Consider the following 18649-nt stretch of genomic DNA (forward strand, 5'->3'; position numbering starts at 1 on the left):
TGGACGACCCCCGCCGCGCACCGGCTCCCCGCGCCGTCATCCGCACCGCACGGGCGTTACCACCGCACCCGGTCGTCCACGCGTCGCCCCCGGGCGCGCCCCGCCGCCCTCGTGCCGCCCGCGGTCCCCTCGCGCGGCGCCCGCCGCCGGGGCCCGTCTCCGTGCCTCGCCCCGGCTCCCGGCCGCGTCCCGCTTCCCGGGGCCCGCGGCGCCTGCCCCGCACCGCCCCGGCTCCCGGCCCCGTCCCGCCGTCCCGTGACGGGGGCGCAGACGGGACACGGCGGCGAAATCACGCATAGTCACACAGTCCTCTGTAATGTAACTCTTCGTGACTATGAGGATGGTCCCGCGACAACAGGTTCCGATCGGCCCGGCCGTGGCGCTGCTCACGGCCCCGGGCCCGGCCGCTCCGGCCGGGGCGGGGGCCCGGCTCCCCGCCACAGCCGCCGAGGGGTGTGCCACCGGCGCCGCCGACCGGCTCCGGACCCGCTCCCGGACCCGTTCCCGGACCGGCTCCGGAACCCGGGTCCGCCCCAGCTCACCGGCCGCGTCCGGCACGTCGGAGACCGCTCTGCCGACCGTCGGGGGACCCCTCGTGGCGGTCCCGGACCCGGACCGTCCGGCCCCGCCGGCCTCCGGCGCCGCCACCGCCGGAAGCGGGACGTGCGAGGGGTCCACCCGTGGGTGAGCGCCCAGGAGGGGGAGGGCCCCGGCGACCCGCGGCGCCCCGCGGCGGGACGAGTGTGATTTACACTCGAAGCGAACGCGCCCGACCCGAACCCCGTCGTGACCCCCTCGCACGGGACCGCCGGTACGGGCAGCGGCCCCGGACGCCCACGAGCGCCGCCGAGGCTGCGCACTGTCATCGAATCGGGCATACTGTGGCGCGTCACAGCCGATCACACGGCTGTCTGTGCGGAGCTTCCCGCAATCCAGCTGACGAACAGGACCACCGTGTTGAGGATTCCCCAGCAGCGGTGCCGTGCCGCCGACGGCACGGCCCGCCCGCGCATCAACCCCGGTCCGGGGAAGAGGTCCTCTTGAGGCACGGTGTGCGACTGGCCATCGACCCGGGCAACGCCCGTATCGGAGTGGCCGCCAGCGACCCCAGCGGTACTCTCGCGAGCCCGGTGGAGACCATCCCGCGCGGCCGGGGAGACAAGCAGCGCATCGCCCTGCTGGTCCTCGAGCGCGAGGCGCGGGAGGTCGTCGTGGGCTACCCGGCCTCGCTCTCGGGCGAGGAGGGCCCCGCGGCCCGCTCCGCCAGGGAGTTCGCCAACGCACTCGCCGTACACCTGTACCCCGTCCCCGTCCGCCTGGTCGACGAGCGCCTCACCACGGTGACCGCGCAGAGCCAGTTGCTCTCCGGCGCCTCCTTCGCGAAGAAGGGGGCCAGAGGCGGTCGGGCCCGCAGGTCGGTCATCGACCAGGCGGCGGCCACCGTCCTGCTCCAGAGTGCCTTGGACCAGGAACGGTCAACAGGCCAGCCCCCGGGCGAGATCGTCCGCTCCAGCCAGGGAGAATGATGAACGACAGGGATGACTACCCCGATAATCCCTATCGTGGACGTAACGAACGCGAGCGCGGTTACGACTACGACCCGCTCAGCGACCCGCTGCCCGCCCAGCCGCCCTCACGCGGACGGCGGGCGCGTCCTGAGCCCCCGGCCCGGGGCGAGGCCCCCACCGCTCCCGACGCCGCCGACCCCGGTGCGGGCACCGGCGGGTTCCGCCGTACCGGGAACTCCACGGGCGAGTTCCGCACGCACGGGTACGCGTCCCGGGCCGACGGGGAGTACGACCCGCTGAGCCCCGACGCCCCGCCCCCCGGACGCCGGCGCCGGGCCGAGCCGCCGGCCGAGCCCCCGCCGGGACAGCCCCGCCGCACGGGAGCCGCCGACGCGCTGCGCGGAGGGCGGGCCGCGCGCTCCGGAGCCAACCGGTCGCGGGGCGCTGACGAGCCGGGGACCGGGGACCGCGCACAGCCGCAGGACCCCTCCCGCGCGCACCGAGGTCCGGCCGCCGACCCGACCCAGGACGCGCTCGCGGCGCTCGCCAACCTGGGCGCGCCCTCGGCGCCGGCCCGCCCCGCCGACGAGCCCGCGCGGCCCCGGGACCGCGCCGCCGACGAACCCCAGCCCCGGCGCGGGCGCCGGAGCCAGGCCGGGTCCGAGCCCGAGCCCCGGCGCCGTCGTGGCGCTCCCGCGGACGAGGGTTCCGCCGACACCGGCGCGGTGCCGGTGGAGGAGGAGCCGGCCGGTCGCAGGGGCCGGCGCAAGCGCGGTCGTCGCGACGACGAGCCGACCGGCGGGTTCCTGGACGACGCACCCGAGGACGCCGGGGCCTTCGCCCCGGAGGGCCGGTCGCGTGACGAGGGCCCCGCCGACACCGGCGCGCTCCCGGCCTCCGAGCCGCCCGCGGGCCGACGGGGCGGTCGTCGCCGTCGTGGCGCTCCCGCGGACGAGGGCTTCGCCGACACCGGCGTGGTGCCGGTGGAGGAGGAGCCGGCCGGTCGCAGGGGCCGGCGCAAGCGGGGCCGCCGGGACGACGAGCCGACCGGCGGGTTCCTGGACGACGCACCCGAGGACAGCGGGGCCTTCGACTCGGGGAGCTTCCCCGGTCTGACCGGTTCCGCCGACACGGGCGCGTTCGCCGCGGTGCCCGGGCCGACCCGCCGCCGCGGCGCCCGCCGTGCGCGCGCCGAGCGCGACGAGGAGGAGCCCCGCGGCGCCGCCCGCGACCCCGAGCCGGAGGAGGAGACGTCCTCCGGCGCCTTCGACGAGGTGGAGGAGGCGCCCAGGAGCCGCCGCGGCGGGCGCCGCCGCAGGCGGGGCGCCCCGGTGGAGGAGGCGCCCCCCGGGGCGGACGCCGCCCACGACGGCGAGGAGGACGCCGACCCCGGGACGGACGTGCCCGGGGAGGAGCCCGAGTCCGAACCGGCCGGCCGCCGGAGCCGCCGCAGGCGCGGCGGGGACGACGGGGACGGGGAGCCCGCGGGCCGCCGGAGCCGCCGCAGGCGCGGCGGCCGCCGCGCCGAGGAGCCCGAGGAGGAGCCCGAGGAGTACGAGGAGCCCGCGCTCGCCGACATCGCCGAGGCCTACGGCGGCGGCCGCAGCAGCCGCAAGAAGGCCAAGGAGCTCAAGCGGGCCCGCGCCAACGCGAACCGCAGGGGCAGGGGCCGCCGCGGCATGAGCAAGGGCCTGATGGTCGTCCTGGTCCTCGTCCTGATCCTGGTGGTCGGGGGCGGCGGCTACGTCGTCATGCGCACCTACGTCTTCCCGGAGGACTTCTCCGGCGAGGGCAGCGGCGAGGTCGTGTTCGTGATCGAGAACGGGGAGAGCGGTTCCGCCATCGCGGGCAACCTCGCCGACCAGGGCGTCGTCGCCAGTTCCCGGGCCTTCGTCAACGCCCTGGACGCCGTCCCCGAGGACGAGATCGGCGACGGCCTGGTCCCCGGCACGTACTCCCTGGCCGAGGGGATGAGCGGCGAGGCCGCCGTGGCCGCACTGCTCGACCCCGCGAGCCGCCTGGGCGGACAGGTCACCATCCGGGAGGGCCTGCGCAACGAGCAGGTGCTCCAGGAGCTCTCCGACCGGACCGGCGTCCCCCTGGAGGAGCTCCAGTCGGCGCACGAGCAGACCGACGAGCTCGGACTCCCCGACTACGCGACGGAGGGGTCCGCCGGCTACCTCTTCCCGGCGACCTACCGGTTCGACCCGGGCACCGAGGCCATGTCCATGCTGAAGACCATGGTCACCCACCACCGCAACGTGACCGAGGAGATGGGGCTGGAGGAGCGGGCCGAGGACGCTGGCTACGACCCCAACGAGATCATGGCGATGGCGTCCATCATCCAGGCCGAGAGCGGCAAGGCCGAGGACATGCCGATGATCTCCCGGGTGATCTACAACCGCCTGGACATCGGCATGAACCTGGGCATGGACAGCACCTGCTTCTACGCCATCGGCGAGTACGGCATCGCGCTGAACAACGACCAGCTCGCCCAGTGCGAGGCGGACACCAGCGGGTTCGACACCTACCACAAGAGCGGTCTGCCCCCCGGCCCGTTCGTCGCCCCGGGGGAGGACGCCATCGAGGCGGCCCTCGAACCGGCGGAGGGCGACTGGCTGTACTTCGTCGCCACCGACCCGGAGAACGGGGTCACCGAGTTCGCCTCCACGGAGGCGGAGTTCAACGAGCTCAAGGCCAGGTTCGAGGAGACCTGGGGAGGCGGCGAGTAGTGCGCGCCGCAGTCCTCGGATCCCCGGTCGCCCACTCCCTCTCCCCGGTCCTGCACGCCGCCGCCTACGCGGAGATGGGGCTGGAGGGGTGGTCCTACGGCCTGTACGAGTGCGGGGAGGAGGGGCTCGCCCCCTTCCTCTCCGGGCTCGGCGGCGAGTGGGCGGGGCTGTCGCTGACCATGCCCCTCAAACGCCGTGCGCTGGACCTGGCCGACACGGTCACCGATCTGGCACGCCAGGTCGGCGGCGCCAACACCCTGGTCCGCCGGGGCGCGGGCTGGGAGGCCCACAACACCGACGTCGCCGGGATCGCCGCCGCCCTCACCGAGGCCGGCGTCGCGCCGCGGAACGCGGTCGTGCTGGGCGCCGGGGCCACGGCGGCGTCCGCCGTCGCCGCGCTCCGCCTGCTGGGGGTGGCCTCGGCGGTCGCCGTCCTGGCCCGCGACACCGCCCGGACGGGCGAGGTGACCGCGGCGGCCCGGCGGCTCGGCCACCCGGTGGAGGTCGCCCCGCTGTCCGCGATCGACGAGTACCTGGACGCGGACCTGGTGGTCTCCTCCCTGCCCTCCGGGGCCGCGGACCGGTACGCCGAGCGCCTCGCCCGATCGCGGGCCGACCTGTTCGACGTCGTGTACGCCCCCTGGCCCACCGGCGCCGCCGAGGCGGTCGCCTCGCGCGGCGGGCGGACCGTGGGCGGCTTCCCGATGCTGCTGCACCAGGCCGTCGCCCAGGTCCGGCTGATGACCGGGGCCGCAGACGTCCCGGTGGAGGCCATGCGCGCCGCGGGAGAGGCCGAACTGGCCCGCAGGGAGGCGTCCTGAGGGCGCGCGGCCGGGAGATCGCGCGCGCGGGACGACAGGCTTCCGTCTGCTGCTATATTGGGAACGTAATCGACTTGGTCCGGTGTGTCTCACACCGGAGCCGCAAGCGGAGATGATCCTCCCACCTGCCGGGTACGGCTCGCGCAGGTTCCGGTTCTGACGATGGAGAGCTCGCGCTCTTTTCGTCGGACGCCCTTGTCCGGGGCGTTCGGCGCGCGCGGTGCCCCTCGCCAGGAATATCCGATCGGATCACCCCGCTTGCACACGCTGGCGGGGTTTTCGCTTTACGGGGACCCCGACGCTATCGGGTGGCCCGACGGACTCGGGCGGCCCGGTCGAACAGATCGTCCGCCGCCTGGCGGACGGTCGGTCCCAGGTAATCCGAGAAAGCTAGGGAGGGGTCTCATCAGCGCCGAGCCCCGTATCAATGACCGCATCCGGGTGCCCGAGGTCCGTCTCGTCGGACCCAACGGTGAGCAGGTCGGAATCGTCTCCGTGCAGGACGCCCTGCGTCTGGCCCAGGAGTCCGACCTCGACCTGGTCGAGGTCGCGCCGACCGCGCGCCCGCCGGTCGCCAAGCTGATGGACTACGGCAAGTTCAAGTACGAGTCCGCGGTCAAGGCCCGCGAATCGCGCAAGAACCAGTCGAACACGATCATCAAGGAGATCAAGCTCCGCCCGAAGATCGATCCGCACGACTACGAGACCAAGAAGGGTCACGTCGTCCGGTTCCTCAAGAGCGGGGACAAGGTCAAGGTGACGATCATGTTCCGCGGCCGCGAGCAGTCCCGCCCCGAGCTGGGCCGCCGACTGCTGGCAAGGCTGGCCGAGGACGTCCAGGACCTCGGCACCGTGGAGTCGCAGCCCAAGCAGGACGGCCGCAACATGGTCATGGTGATCGGTCCGCACAAGCGGCGGTCCGAGCACAAGGCCGAGGCCCGTGCGGCGGCGGGGGACAAGACCCGCCGCGAGCAGGACGAAGCCGTCTAGCGGCGGACGTAGTCCCCCACCGCCCGGACGCCGGGAAGGCACCGGGTGGTGGGGTGGGCTGTGCGGACACGGCCAGGATGCGTCGGAGTACCGGCGCGCAGGGGTCCCCGCTGTAGCAGCGGAAGAACCGTGTCGTCCGCCTCGCGCGGGTGGCACGCCGACGGAGTAGGAGACACGGCGAACATGCCGAAGAACAAGACCCACAGTGGGGCCAAGGACCGCTTCAAGGTCACCGGCTCCGGCAAGATCATGCGCCGCCGTGCCAACAAGAACCACATCCTTGAGCACAAGACCTCCAAGCGCAAGCGCAAGCTGGGCAACGAGGCCGTGCTTTCTCCCGCGGACACCAAGAGCATCAAGAAGCTTCTCGGCAAGTAGGACCGAGGACCTTCCCCTCCCTCCCGGAAGCGCCCACGTGCGGGGTCCAGCCGGCACGGTGACGGCCCCCGGGAGGGGACAACCCGAAGCGAACACGGCCGCCGGGCTTCTCAGAGCCGGGCCGGTCGGCGCGCCGCGCGCGCCGGAAGACACAACGAGGGAGTCACAGTGGCACGCGTGAAGCGGGCTCTCAACGCCAAGAAGAAGCGCAAGGTCGTTCTCGACCGGGCGAGCGGCTACCGCGGGCAGCGTTCGCGCCTGTACCGCAAGGCCAAGGAGCAGATGCTCCACTCGATGACCTACTCCTACCGGGACCGCAAGGACCGGAAGGGGCAGTTCCGTCGCCTGTGGATCCAGCGCATCAACGCTGCCTCCCGCGCCAACGGCCTCACCTACAACCGCTTCATGCAGGGCCTGAAGCTGGCCGGCATCGAGGTCGACCGTCGCATGCTGGCCGAGCTGGCCGTCAACGACGAGGCCGCGTTCGCGACCCTGGTGGAGTCGGCCAAGAAGGCCCTCCCCGCCGAGGCCGCCGCGTAACCGGTCCAGGACTGAGCAGCGAGTAGCGATGGCGAGCCACGAGTTCACGAGTATCCGGTCACCCAGGATCAAGGGGGTTCGGCGGCTCGCCAAACGCACCTTCCGCCAACGTGAGCGGCGCTTCCTCGCGGAGGGGCCGCAGGCCGTGCGGGAGGCGCTCGCCGCAGCGGACGGCGGGCGGTCCCCCCGGGGCGGGACCGCCCCCGGTGTGGTGGAGGTCTACGCCACGGCGGAGGCCATGCAGCGCCACATCGACCTGGTGGACGCCGCCCGGGAGGCGGGCGTCCCCACCCACAGGGTCAGCCTGGACGTGATGTCGGAGCTGGCCCAGACGGTGACCCCCCAGGGGATCATCGCGATCTGCGAGTTCGTCGACGTCCCCCTCGGCGAGATCGGCGACGTCCGGCTCGCGGTCGTCCTCTCCCACGTCAGGGACCCCGGGAACGCGGGCACGGTGCTGCGCACCGCCGACGCGGCCGGGGCCGACGTCGTCATCTTCACCGACGCCTCCGTCGACCCCTACAACGGCAAGTGCGTGAGGGCCTCCGCCGGGAGCCTGTTCCACCTGCCCGTGGTCGTGGGCGTGCCGGTGGCGAGCGCCGTGGACTTCCTCCACGACAGGGGCGCCAAGGTGTGGGCCGCCGACGGCGGCGGAACGAGGGACCTCCACGGTGTCGCCGACGGCGGTGACCTGGACGGTCCGGTCGGATGGGTGTTCGGCAACGAGGCCTGGGGCCTGCCGGAGGACATCGTCGCCCTGACGGACGGAGCGGTGAGCGTTCCGATCTACGGCGGGGCCGAAAGCCTGAATCTGGCCACGGCCGCCGCGGTGTGCCTCTACACCACCGCACGCCAGCAGAGACGTTCCTGACCCCGGTCCGGGGCCATCGGATCATGCCAGCTCACACACCGGTTCGTCACTCCGGGTGATCGACCCCGGGGGTACCGAAGACGGGTGTTCCACCCCATCCGCTCCCTGTGAGCGAGCGGTCACGGTCTGCCCCTTCCACCCGAAATGCACGTGCACGGGGCCCGAGTGCAGATAGGGTCTGACCAGGATCACGGAGGTTCGTGCGCGTCGTGCGCGGACCCGGGCCGCCCTGTCCGCGCCGCGGGCGGGGCGCCGTGCGGCACGCCGTCACCGGGCGGGGTTGACGACACCGCGTGAGCAGACCTCGCACGGGAGGGTCGACGATGCCCGTTCCCGGGTGGCGGCGCTCGCGGAGGGTGCTTGTACGCTCGTCCCCCGTCGTACGCTCCGACCCGGGCCGCAAGGCGTACCAGGTGGAAGTGCAGGGTAGACAACCTGCGGTGGTGTCCGCGGTGTTTCTCGGACACGGCCGGTCAGCGGTCCTCGGCCCAGGAGCCTGCGGTCGTGGACCTTCAAGGGGAGCGGGGAGAGGCGTGGGCAGCGGCCGGAAGGCGGATCACCCGGCGGAGGACTCGGGCGGCGGAGCCGCCCACCCGTCGGACGACCCCGGGCAGGGAGCCGACCCCGCCTCCGCCGAGGCGGCCGCGGCACGCGGAGCCTCCCCCCGGACCGGCCCCGCACCGTGGAACGAACCCCCTTCCGTCGCCCTCATGGACGTCGCCGGGGCCTCCGCGGGCCTCGCCGGAGCCCCCCTGCACGCCGACGACCTGCCCGACGGGGTCGTCGTCGCCGACGCCGCCGGCCGCGTCGTCCTCTTCAACACCCAGGCCGCCCAGCTCACCGGCGTCCCCACCGACGCGGCGCTGGGCCGCGACTACCGCGCCGTCCTGCCCCTGGTCGGCCACGACGGCCAGGACTGGTGGGAGGCCAGCGACCCCTACGGCGGCGCCCGCGACCGCGTCCGCCAGCCCGAACGGGCCCTCTTCCTGCCGGACGAGCGCGAGATACTGGTCGCCGCGCGCTACGTCCGGGCGCGGCCCGGCGGAGAGCTCGTCCGCCTGGTCCTGACCCTCCGCGACGCCTCCACCCGGGCCGAGCGCAGCCGCGCGGACCTGGTGTCCGAGGTCGCCCACGAACTGCGCTCCCCCCTGACCAGCGTCAAGGGCTTCACCTCCACCCTGCTCACCAAGTGGGAGAGGCTCACCGACAAGCAGAAGCTGTTCATGCTGGAGACGGTCAACGCCGACGCCGACCGCGTCACCCGCCTCATCCACGACCTCCTCGACGTGTCCCGCATCGAGTCGGGGCGCCTGGAGATCCGCCGCCAGGTCGTCGACCTCCCCGGCGCCGTGCGCCGGGTCGTCGCCGGATACGTCGCGGCGGGCGAGTCGGAGGAGCGCTTCCGGGTCGAGGCCCGCGGAGAGCTCCCGCAGATGTGGATCGACTCCGACAAACTCCACCAGATACTGTCCAACCTCGTCGAAAACGGGGTGCGGCACGGCGCTGGTACTGTCAGTATCGTGATCGAGCCGTGCGAGGGAGGAACAGCGGTGTCGGTGCGCGACGAAGGCCAGGGCATAGCACCCGAGACCATTCCGCGCGTCTTCCGCCAGTTCTGGCGCAGCAAGCGCCGGAGCGGGACCGGCCTCGGCCTGTTCATCGTCAAGGGCCTCGTCGAGGCCCACGGTGGCACGATCACCGTCGGACGCGCCCCCAGCGGCGGCGCGGAGTTCCGATTTACCATGCCCGCCGGGACGCCCGAGTTCGTCTGAGCCCTCAGACCTCCAGCGCCCCCGGTGGGCTCCACGGCGTGTCCCGGACCCGGCAACAGGTCCTTACCCGGGCATGCTCGACATCCGCCTGTGCTCTTCTGTCGGCTTCGTCCGCCCCGTCGCGGACCGTGACTGCCGCCCGACCCCTTGGCGGGGAACGGCGGCGAGGCAACCAACCATGTCTGCACCGAACAATTCCTTCGACCCGGTCGAGGTGACCCCCCTGCACCCCGACGAGGTCGCCCGCATGCGCGAGGAGGCGCTGGCCGCCATCGAGGCGGCCGGCGACCTCGCCGAACTCAAGGAGGTCCGGCTCGCACACGCCTCGGACCGCTCCCCGCTGGCCCTGGCCAACAGGGAGATCGGCGCACTGCCGCCGGCCGCGAAGGCCGACGCGGGCAAGCGCGTGGGCGGTGCCCGCCGCGACGTCGGCCAGGCGCTCAAGGCCCGCCAGGCCGTCCTGGAGACCGAGCGCGACGAGCGTGTCCTCATCGAGGAGCGCGTCGACGTCACCCTGCCGTGGGACCGCGCACCGCGCGGCGCCCGCCACCCGCTGACCACCGTCGCCGAGCGCATGGCCGACATCTTCGTCGGCCTGGGGTTCGAGGTCGCCGAGGGCCCCGAGGTCGAGGCCGAGTGGTTCAACTTCGACGCGCTCAACTTCCAGCCCGACCACCCCGCCCGCACCATGCAGGACACCTTCTTCGTCGAGGGGCCCGACGGCGGCGAGTCCGGCCTGGTCATGCGTACCCACACCTCGCCGGTGCAGGTCCGCGCGCTGCTGTCGCGCGAGCTGCCGGTGTACGTGGTCGCACCCGGGAAGACCTTCCGCACCGACGAGCTGGACGCCACCCACACCCCGGTCTTCCACCAGCTGGAGGGCCTGGTCGTCGACCGCGGCATCACGCTCGCGCACCTGCGCGGCGCCATCGACGCCTTCGTCGAGACCATGTTCGGGGCGGGCCTGCGGACCCGCTTCCGCGCCTCCTACTTCCCGTTCACCGAGCCCTCCGCCGAGGTGGACATGGAGTGCTTCGTCTGCCGGGGCGCGTCCGTGGGCGACCCGGACGCACCGTGCCGCACCTGCTCCAGCGAGGGATGGATCGAGATCGGCGGCTGCGGAGTGGTCAACCCGCGCGTGCTCACCGCCGCCGGAGTGGACCCGGAGGTCTACAGCGGCTGGGCCTTCGGCCTGGGAATCGAACGGACACTGATGTTCGCGCACGGCGTGCGCGACATGCACGACATGGTCGAGGGCGACATCCGCTTCACCTCGGCGTTCGGGAGTGAGAACTGATGCGCGTCCCCCTTTCCTGGCTGCGTGAGTACGTCGACCTCCCGGCCGACGTCACCGCGCGCGCCCTCGCCGACCGGCTGACCCTGGCCGGCCTGGAGGTCGAGACCGTCGACGAGCTCGGCTCCGACGTCAAGGGCCCCGTCGTCTACGGCCGTGTGCTGGAGATCGAGGAGCTCACCGGTTTCAAGAAGCCCATCCGCCACTGCCGCGTGGACGTCGGCGACGCCAACGGCACCGGCCAGCCGCAGGAGATCATCTGCGGCGCCCGCAACTTCGCGGAGGGCGACCTCGTCGTCACGAGCCTGCCCGGGGCGGAGCTGGCCGGCGGGTTCCGGATCGGAGCGCGCAAGACCTACGGCAGGATGTCCGCGGGCATGATCTGCTCGGCCTCCGAGCTGGGCCTGTGGGACGACCACAGCGGCATCATCGTGCTCCCCGAGGGCTCCGGCGCCCCGGGCGAGGACGCCATCGGCCCCCTGGGCCTGCGCGAGGACGTTCTCGACATCGCCGTCACCCCCGACCGGGGCTACGCGCTGTCCCTGCGCGGCGTCGCCCGCGACACCGCGGCCCTCTACGGGGTGGACTTCCGCGACCCCGCCGACGTCGCCGTCGCCGCGCCCATCGGTGAGGGCCCGGCGGCCGAGGTCGACCCGGCGCTGTGCGACCGCTACGTCCTGCGCGGCGCCACGGGGTTCGACCCCGGCGCGCCCACCCCGCTGTGGATGAAGCGCCGCCTCCACCAGAGCGGCGTACGGCCGATCTCCCTGGCCGTCGACGTCACCAACTACGTGATGCTCGAACTCGGGCAGCCCCTGCACGCCTGGGACCGGGCCGCCCTCCGCGGTCCGCTGCGGGTCCGGGCCGCCGGGGCGGGGGAGAAGCTGGAGACCCTGGACCACGTCCAGCGCTCCCTCGACCCCGACGACATCGTCATCGCCGACGACAGCGGGCCGGTCAACATCGCCGGCGTCATGGGCGGACTGACCACGGAGATCTCCTCCACCAGCACGGAGGTGCTGGTCGAGGCGGGCCATTTCGACGCCATGCACACCGCCCGTGCCTCGCGGCGCCACCAGCTGTCCTCGGAGTCCTCCCGCCGCTTCGAGCGCGGCGTCGACTCCGCCGTGCAGCTGGTCGCGGCCACGCGCGCGGCCGAACTCCTCGCCGAGCTGGGCGGCGCCGCCGTCGAGACGGCCTACACCCACATCGACCGGACCACCGCGCGCGAGCCGATCACCGTGCGGGCCTCGCACGCGGGCTCCGTCGCCGGGGTGGACTACCCCGAGGGCACCGCCCGGACGTGGCTGCGGCGCATCGGCTGCCGTGTCGAGGAGGAGGGCGACCTCCTCCGGGTCACCCCGCCGTCCTGGCGGCCCGACCTCACCGACCCCAACGACCTCGCCGAGGAGGTCATCCGCTTCGAGGGCTACGAGAACATCCCCTCGATCCCGCCGCGCGCCAGGAGCGGGCGCGGACTCACCGCCGGGCAGCGCCTGCGCCGCGCGGTCGGCCGCACCCTCGCCGACGCCGGGTACCACGAGGTGCTCAACTACCCGTTCGTGGGCGAGCGCGACCTCGACGGCCTCCAGCTCCCCGCCGACGACGGGCGCCGCGCCGCCCTGCGCCTGGCCAACCCCCTCAACGAGGAGGAGCCGCTGCTGCGCACCACGCTGCTGCCGGGCCTGTTCAAGGCGCTGGCCCGCAACGTGGGACGGGGCTTCGCCGACGTGGCGCTGTTCGAGACGGGCCTGGTCTACCGGCCCCGCCAGGGGGCCGGCCGGGCCCCGCTGCTGCCGGTGGACCGCGGCCCGGGAACCGACGAGCTCGCCGAGATCGACGCGGCCGTGCCCGAGCAGCCGCGCCGTGTGGGGGCGGTGCTGGCCGGCGACTTCGAGCGGGCCGGATGGTGGGGGCCCGGCCGCGCGGCGACGTGGGCCGACGCGGTCCAGGCCGCCCGGGACGTCGCACGGACCGCCGGGGTCGAGCTGGAGGTCGAGGCCGACCAGCACGCCCCCTGGCACCCGGGCCGCTGCGCCGCGCTCTACGTGCGGGTCGGGGGCGAGCGCCTGCTCGTCGGACACGCGGGCGAGCTCCACCCGCGCACGGTGAAGGCGTTCGGGCTGCCCGAGCGGGCCGCCGCCGTCGAGGTCGACCTGGACCGGATCGAGCGCGCCCGCCCGCCGGTCGTCGCCCCCGAGGTGTCCACCTACCCGGTCGCCACCCAGGACGTGGCGCTGGCCGTGGACGAGTCGGTCCCGGTCGGCCTCGTCAGCGCGGCCCTGGCGGAGGGCGCGGGCGAGCTGCTGGAGAGCGTGCGGCTGTTCGACGTCTACACGGGGGAGCAGGTCGGGGAGGGGCGCAAGTCCGTCGCCTTCACCCTGCGGTTCCGTGCGGGGGACCGGACGCTGACGGCGGAGGAGGCGGGCGCGGCCCGCGACGCCGCCGTGGCCCTGGCGGCCGAGCGCACCGGCGCCGTCCTGCGCGGCTGACGACCGCGGCGCCCGGGTCGGCGGACCCGTTCCCGGGCGCCGCGAGGCGGGGCCGGCCACTTCCGGGAAGGGAGTGACCGGCCCCGCTCCTCTGTGTTAAGACAGTGCTGCGGGATGTCGTCATCTGGGCTCGCCTGTTGCGAAACGCCTCGCGGGGGAGCCCGGATTCCAGACTATTTTCAGCCCTGTTTTTCCAGCCCAGTAAGGGTTTTGGTGCCAATCCCCCCGGGTAGCCGGAATGAAGTTTGGGTTTCGGGGCATGAATCTTCGTTTTGGCTCTTGCTGTGAGGTGGGTCGCAAGCTTAGCCTGCAAGCACCTGCCGCACCCGGGCGCCCGGTGCAGGTCGGATCAACCTGAGTTTTCCGCTGCGCGCTTGCGCATGACACGGCTCGGAGGTCGCCATATGACCGAAACGGTTGTCTCGTCCGCGCTCACTCCCAAGGAACACGGGGAGCCCAGCCGTCTCTGGCACACGTTCTGCGACATGAACACCGTGGCCAGGGGCCCCGAATTCATGGTGGCCCGCGCCGAGGGCGTGTGGCTGTGGGACGCGTCCGGGGACCGGTACCTCGACGGCACGGCCAGCCTCTGGTACTGCAACGTCGGGCACGGACGCACCGAGATCGCGGACGCCGTCCACCGCCAGATCAGCACCCTGGACGCCTACACCGTCTACGGGGACTTCTCCAACGGCCCCGCCGTGGAGCTCAGCGAACGGCTGGCCGCCCACGCGCCGGTCGCCGACCCCCGGGTGATCCTCACCTCCGGGGGCGGGGAATCCATCGAGACCGCCGCCAAGCTCGCCCGCCGCTACTGGGCGGTCACGGGACAGCCCGGGCGCACGCACCTCATCAGCCGGACCGGCGGCTACCACGGGCTGCACGGCTTCGGCACGAGCATCTCCGGCATGGACCGCTTCCGCCACGGCTACGGCAGGGTGGTCGAGGACACCTCGGTGGTGCCGCACGACTCGGCGGCGGCGCTGGAGGCCGAGATCCTGCGTGTCGGGCCGGAGCGGGTCGCGGCCTACTTCGCGGAGCCGGTGATCGGCTCGGGCGGCGTCTACCCGCCCCGGGAGGACTACTTCACCGAGGTCGCCCGGATCTGCCGCAAGTACGGCGTGCTGTTCGTCGTCGACAGCGTCATCTGCGGCTTCGCCCGCCTGGGCAACTGGTTCGGTATCGAGCGGTTCGGGGTGAGCCCGGACATGGTGGTGTTCGCCAAGGGCGTCTCCAGCGGCTACCTGCCCCTGGGCGGCATCGTCGTCGGAGGACACGTGGCCGACCCGTTCTACAACGGCGAGGGCAACGCGTTCATGCACGGGACCACCTACGCCGGGCACCCGACGGCATGTGCCGCGGCCATGGCCAACCTGGACATCCTGGAGCGCGAGGACCTCTTCACGGTGTCGCTGGAGGTGGAGCGGCACCTGGACGTCGCCCTGCAGGGGCTCGCCTCCCACCCGCTGGTGGCCGAGGTGCGCTCCGGGGTCGGGGTGATGGGCGCGGTCGAACTCACGGAGGAGGCGCTGAGCGGCCGGGGGATCACCACGGCCGAGGTGTTCGCCGAGGCACGGGCCCGGGGTGTCATCGTGCGCGCGATCCCCACGTCGCTCCTGGTCTCGCCGCCGCTGGTCATCACCTGGGAGCAGATCGACCACCTGGTCTCCACGCTCTCCGCCGCGCTGGACGCGGTGGCAGCCCGCCACTGAGGACCGGGTCCCGCCCCATCCGGGGGGTGCGGCGGGACCCGGTCGAGGACGAGGGGGACGCACCCGAGGGGTCCGTTCCCGACCACCACGCCTGGTACGTCGCGCCGACGCACCGGGCGTGACGCGTATCCGGGGAAAAACCTGTGCCACATCCCAGACTTCGAGTAATATTTACTGGGAAGATATTTCTTGAGGGTGAGATGCGCATCGGCGTCCGCCCCGGGACGGACAGGGAGTGGGCCATGACGACACAGCCGATCGACGCCGCGGCGGGCGCGGGCGACGACACGCCGGGCGACGACGACCTCATCACCGCCTGGGGCCTGGTCCACGAGGCGATGAACGTCGTCCAGCCCAAGCTCCTGGGCGGTATAACCCCGGACGGCAAGGACATGGCGGGGCCGTGGTTCGAGGTCCTGATCCGGCTCCAGCGCACCCCCGGGCACCGTCTGCCGATGAGCCGACTGGCCCGCGAGGTCAGCCTGAGCACGGGCGGCTTCACCAAGCTCGCGGACCGGCTGGAGCGGGAGGGCCACCTGATGAGGGAGAACTGCTCCTCCGACCGCCGGGTCGTCTACGCCGCGCTCACCGAGCAGGGACTGGATTTCATCGGCAGGGCGCGGACCAGGCACGTCGAGAGGCTCCGCGAGCACGTGCTCGCACCTCTGGGCGCCGAGGGGGTCCGGCGGCTCGCGGTCATCGCGCGTACTCTCCGTGACAGCTCGTGTGGAGAATGAGTACCGAGTGCCGGAACGCTGCGTAACCGAAGCCTCGCTCTCGGGGCGGGCGCGTCCGCGGGGCGGTGGGGAAACATCCCATGGATCGACGTTCCCGTGTAGGTTGGCGGGAGTTCGTGGGTCCCGCGCGGGGATGGGCCGTGGGCACACAAGGTTCCGGGGGGAATGATGAGACCGTTCACCACTGCGGCGCAGATGAGGCCGATTCCCCGGTCCTCACGATTCGCGAACGGGGGCGTTTCCTTCTGGTTCCGGGACATCGGGCTCCCCGAGCGCAGACCGTCCCTCCCCGGGGCCGCCGACTACGACGTCTGCGTGGTCGGAGCCGGTTACACGGGCCTGTGGACCGCCTACTACCTCAAGAAGGCGCAGCCGGATCTGCGGGTGGCCGTCGTCGAACGTGAGTTCGCAGGGTTCGGCGCCTCGGGTCGTAACGGAGGGTGGCTCTCGGCGGAGTTCTCCGGTTCCCGCGAACGCTACGCGCAGTCACACGGCAAGTCCTCGATGATCGCCCTCCAGCGGGTCATGATGGAGACCGTGAACGAGGTGGTCTCCGTCACGGAGGCCGAGGGGGTCGACGCCGACCTCGTGCGCGGCGGCATGCGCCTGGTCGCCACGAACGCGGCGCAGCAGGAGCGCCTGACGGCCGAGATCGAGTACCTGCAGGAGTGGGGCTACTGGCCCGACGACATCCACCTCCTCGCGCACGACCACGAGCCGCGGCTGTCCGTGGCCGGGGCCGTCGCCTCGGCCCACTCCCCGCACGCCGCGCGCGTGCACCCCGCCAAGCTGGTCACGGGTCTGGCCCGCGTGGTGGCCGGCCTGGGCGTCGACGTCTTCGAGGACACGGCGGTCGAGGAGATCCGGCCCCGGCGGGGCGCGGCCCGCCCCGCGGTCGTCACCGACCACGGCACGGTCACCGCCGACCACGTCGTCCGCGCGACGGAGGGCTTCACCTCCGACCTGCGCGGTCAGCGCCGCGAGTGGATCCCCATGCGCTCCTCGATGATCGTCACGGAGCCGGTGCCCGCCGAACTGTGGGAGAAGATCGGCTGGGAGGGGCGCGAGGTCCTGGGGGACGCGGCCCACGCCTACGTCTACGCCCAGCGCACGGCGGACGACCGCATCGCCATCGGCGGACGCGGGGTGCCGCACCGCCCCGGAGCCGGCCAGGACGGCTCCACCCCGCCGCAGGAGATCGCCGACCTGTGGCGCGCGCTCACCCGGATGTTCCCCGACGTGGCCGACGTGCCCGTCGAGCACGCCTGGTCCGGGCTGCTCGGGGTCCCGCGCGACTGGTGCCCGAGCGTGCACATGGACACCGTCTCCGGCCTGGGCTGGGCCGGCGGATACGCGGGCAGCGGGGTGGCCGCGGCCAACCTCGCCGGCCGCACGCTGCGCGACCTGGTCCTGGGCCGCCGGACGGAGCTGACCCGCCTGCCGTGGGTCGGCCACCAGGTGCGGGGCTGGGAGCCCGAGCCCCTGCGCTGGGCGGGCACGAGGGTCGTCCACGGCCTCTACCGCACCGCGGACCGCCGCGAGTCCCGGACCGAGGACAAGGGGCACACCTCCCGCCTCGCGGGCATCGCCACCCGCATCGCACGCCGCTGAGACCGCGCGGAGCCGCCCGGCGGCCCCGTGCCGCGTCCCGTCCCTCCCCTCCGGTCCCGCTCCTCCTCCCGGGGGAGCCCCGAACTGGGTTGCATAAATTTGCAGTGGGATGCATGATAGTCCAGTCAGACGAGACGAGGGGGAGCGGCATGGGATACAGCGCGGCGATCGCCGGGGCCAGCGGCTACGCGGGGGGCGAGCTGCTCCGACTGCTCCTCGGCCACCCCGAGATCGAGATCGGCGCGGTCACCGCCGCCAAGAACGCCGGGACCCCGCTCATCCGGCACCAGCCGCACCTGCTGCCCCTGGCCGACCGCGTCCTGGCCCCCACCGACATCGACGCGCTGAGCGGACACGACATCGTGTACCTCGCGCTGCCGCACGGCCAGTCCGCCGACATCGCGCAGCAGCTCGGCGACGACGTCCTCGTCGTCGACTGCGGAGCCGACTTCCGCCTCGAGGACGCCGCCGCGTGGGAACGCTTCTACGGAACCCCCCACGCCGGCACCTGGCCCTACGGCCTCCCGGAACTCCCCGGGCAGCGCGACCGGCTCGCCGGGGCCCGCCGCGTCGCCGTTCCCGGCTGCCACGTCACCGTCGCCACCCTGGGCCTGTTCCCCGGACTGGCCGAGCAGCTCGTCGAGCCGGACCTGACCGTCGTCGCGGTCACCGGAACCTCCGGCGCCGGCAAGGCGCCCAAGCCCAACCTCGTGGGCAGCGAGGTCATGGGCGCGCTCAGCCCCTACGGGGTCGGCGGCGCCCACCGGCACAACCCCGAGATCGTCCAGAACCTCACCGCCGTCACCGGCGAGCCGGTCCGGCTCTCCTTCACCCCGATCCTCGCGCCGCTGCCCCGCGGGATCCTCGCCACCTGCACCGCGCCCCTGCGCCCCGGCACCACCGCCGACCAGGTCCGAGCCGCCTACGAGACCGCCTACGCGGACGAGCCCTTCGTCCACCTGCTCCCCGAGGGGACCTGGCCCAGCACCGCCATGACGCTGGCCGCCAACACCACCCTCGTGCAGGTCACCGTCGACCCCGGGGCGGGCCGCATGGTGGCGGTCGCCGCCCTGGACAACCTCACCAAGGGCACCGCGGGCGGCGCCGTCCAGAGCACCAACATCGCCCTCGGACTGCCCGAGACCGCCGGCCTGCCGCTCGCAGCGGTCGCCCCCTAGGACGAGGACCACA

Annotated in this window: 14 protein-coding genes; all 14 read left to right on the forward strand. The window is 73.4% G+C overall.

The window, feature by feature from the left end:
• Nucleotides 1-1040: 1040 nt before the first annotated feature.
• The 14 genes from ruvX to argC all read left to right on the forward strand — a co-directional run bounded on the left by ruvX (nt 1041) and on the right by argC (nt 18636).
• On the forward strand, nt 1041-1526 hold the full coding sequence (gene ruvX, locus ACQPYD_RS08620; RefSeq protein ID WP_267948931.1) for a Holliday junction resolvase RuvX: 486 nt from the start codon (nt 1041-1043) through the stop codon (nt 1524-1526).
• The gene (gene mltG / locus ACQPYD_RS08625; protein ID WP_433700499.1) at nt 1526-4240 is read left to right on the forward strand and encodes an endolytic transglycosylase MltG; all 2715 of its coding nucleotides are present in this window, start codon (nt 1526-1528) and stop codon (nt 4238-4240) included. Before ruvX ends, mltG begins: the two co-directional genes overlap by 1 nt.
• Nucleotides 4240-5061, forward strand: coding sequence for a shikimate dehydrogenase (locus ACQPYD_RS08630; protein ID WP_433700500.1), 822 nt, complete (start codon nt 4240-4242; stop codon nt 5059-5061). The genes mltG and ACQPYD_RS08630 overlap by 1 nt, the downstream gene beginning before the upstream one ends.
• Before the next feature lie 423 nt (nt 5062-5484).
• Entirely contained in the window at nt 5485-6051 is a 567-nt protein-coding gene (infC, locus tag ACQPYD_RS08635) for a translation initiation factor IF-3 (protein ID WP_267950310.1), read from the forward strand.
• A 183-nt stretch (nt 6052-6234) separates the two neighbouring features.
• Nucleotides 6235-6429, forward strand: a complete 195-nt coding sequence (rpmI, locus tag ACQPYD_RS08640) for a 50S ribosomal protein L35 (protein WP_267948934.1) — start codon at nt 6235-6237, stop codon at nt 6427-6429.
• A gap of 168 nt (nt 6430-6597) precedes the next feature.
• The gene (gene rplT / locus ACQPYD_RS08645; protein ID WP_378779806.1) at nt 6598-6969 is read left to right on the forward strand and encodes a 50S ribosomal protein L20; all 372 of its coding nucleotides are present in this window, start codon (nt 6598-6600) and stop codon (nt 6967-6969) included.
• 28 nt (nt 6970-6997) lie between these two features.
• Complete coding sequence (locus ACQPYD_RS08650; protein ID WP_433700501.1) at nt 6998-7840, forward strand: TrmH family RNA methyltransferase; 843 nt, start codon at nt 6998-7000, stop codon at nt 7838-7840.
• A gap of 533 nt (nt 7841-8373) precedes the next feature.
• Entirely contained in the window at nt 8374-9612 is a 1239-nt protein-coding gene (locus ACQPYD_RS08655) for a sensor histidine kinase (protein WP_378554910.1), read from the forward strand.
• A gap of 178 nt (nt 9613-9790) precedes the next feature.
• Nucleotides 9791-10909 (forward strand): phenylalanine--tRNA ligase subunit alpha, encoded by a 1119-nt coding sequence (gene pheS, locus ACQPYD_RS08660; RefSeq protein WP_330157755.1) that lies wholly within the window; start codon nt 9791-9793, stop codon nt 10907-10909.
• Nucleotides 10909-13398 (forward strand): phenylalanine--tRNA ligase subunit beta, encoded by a 2490-nt coding sequence (gene pheT, locus ACQPYD_RS08665; protein ID WP_433700502.1) that lies wholly within the window; start codon nt 10909-10911, stop codon nt 13396-13398. Before pheS ends, pheT begins: the two co-directional genes overlap by 1 nt.
• A 485-nt stretch (nt 13399-13883) precedes the next feature.
• Nucleotides 13884-15110, forward strand: a complete 1227-nt coding sequence (locus ACQPYD_RS08670; protein ID WP_433701995.1) for an aspartate aminotransferase family protein — start codon at nt 13884-13886, stop codon at nt 15108-15110.
• Nucleotides 15111-15352: 242 nt separating this feature from the next.
• Nucleotides 15353-15847 (forward strand): MarR family winged helix-turn-helix transcriptional regulator, encoded by a 495-nt coding sequence (locus ACQPYD_RS08675; RefSeq protein ID WP_433700503.1) that lies wholly within the window; start codon nt 15353-15355, stop codon nt 15845-15847.
• 165 nt (nt 15848-16012) lie between these two features.
• The gene (locus tag ACQPYD_RS08680; RefSeq protein ID WP_433700504.1) at nt 16013-17458 is read left to right on the forward strand and encodes an NAD(P)/FAD-dependent oxidoreductase; all 1446 of its coding nucleotides are present in this window, start codon (nt 16013-16015) and stop codon (nt 17456-17458) included.
• A gap of 149 nt (nt 17459-17607) precedes the next feature.
• Nucleotides 17608-18636, forward strand: a complete 1029-nt coding sequence (gene argC, locus ACQPYD_RS08685; RefSeq protein ID WP_433701996.1) for an N-acetyl-gamma-glutamyl-phosphate reductase — start codon at nt 17608-17610, stop codon at nt 18634-18636.
• Nucleotides 18637-18649: the final 13 nt, after the last annotated feature.

Source organism: Nocardiopsis sp. CA-288880, assembly GCF_050955985.1.
Lineage (GTDB): Bacteria > Actinomycetota > Actinomycetes > Streptosporangiales > Streptosporangiaceae > Nocardiopsis > Nocardiopsis tropica.

Coding starts and splice junctions, on each gene's coding strand:
- mltG (WP_433700499.1), top strand. CDS start 1,526: ATGAACGACAGGGATGACTACCCCGATAATCCCTATCGTGGACGTAAC.
- ACQPYD_RS08650 (WP_433700501.1), top strand. CDS start 6,998: ATGGCGAGCCACGAGTTCACGAGTATCCGGTCACCCAGGATCAAGGGG.
- rpmI (WP_267948934.1), top strand. CDS start 6,235: ATGCCGAAGAACAAGACCCACAGTGGGGCCAAGGACCGCTTCAAGGTC.
- ACQPYD_RS08675 (WP_433700503.1), top strand. CDS start 15,353: ATGACGACACAGCCGATCGACGCCGCGGCGGGCGCGGGCGACGACACG.
- pheS (WP_330157755.1), top strand. CDS start 9,791: ATGTCTGCACCGAACAATTCCTTCGACCCGGTCGAGGTGACCCCCCTG.
- ACQPYD_RS08680 (WP_433700504.1), top strand. CDS start 16,013: ATGATGAGACCGTTCACCACTGCGGCGCAGATGAGGCCGATTCCCCGG.
- ACQPYD_RS08670 (WP_433701995.1), top strand. CDS start 13,884: ATGAACACCGTGGCCAGGGGCCCCGAATTCATGGTGGCCCGCGCCGAG.
- pheT (WP_433700502.1), top strand. CDS start 10,909: ATGCGCGTCCCCCTTTCCTGGCTGCGTGAGTACGTCGACCTCCCGGCC.
- argC (WP_433701996.1), top strand. CDS start 17,608: ATGGGATACAGCGCGGCGATCGCCGGGGCCAGCGGCTACGCGGGGGGC.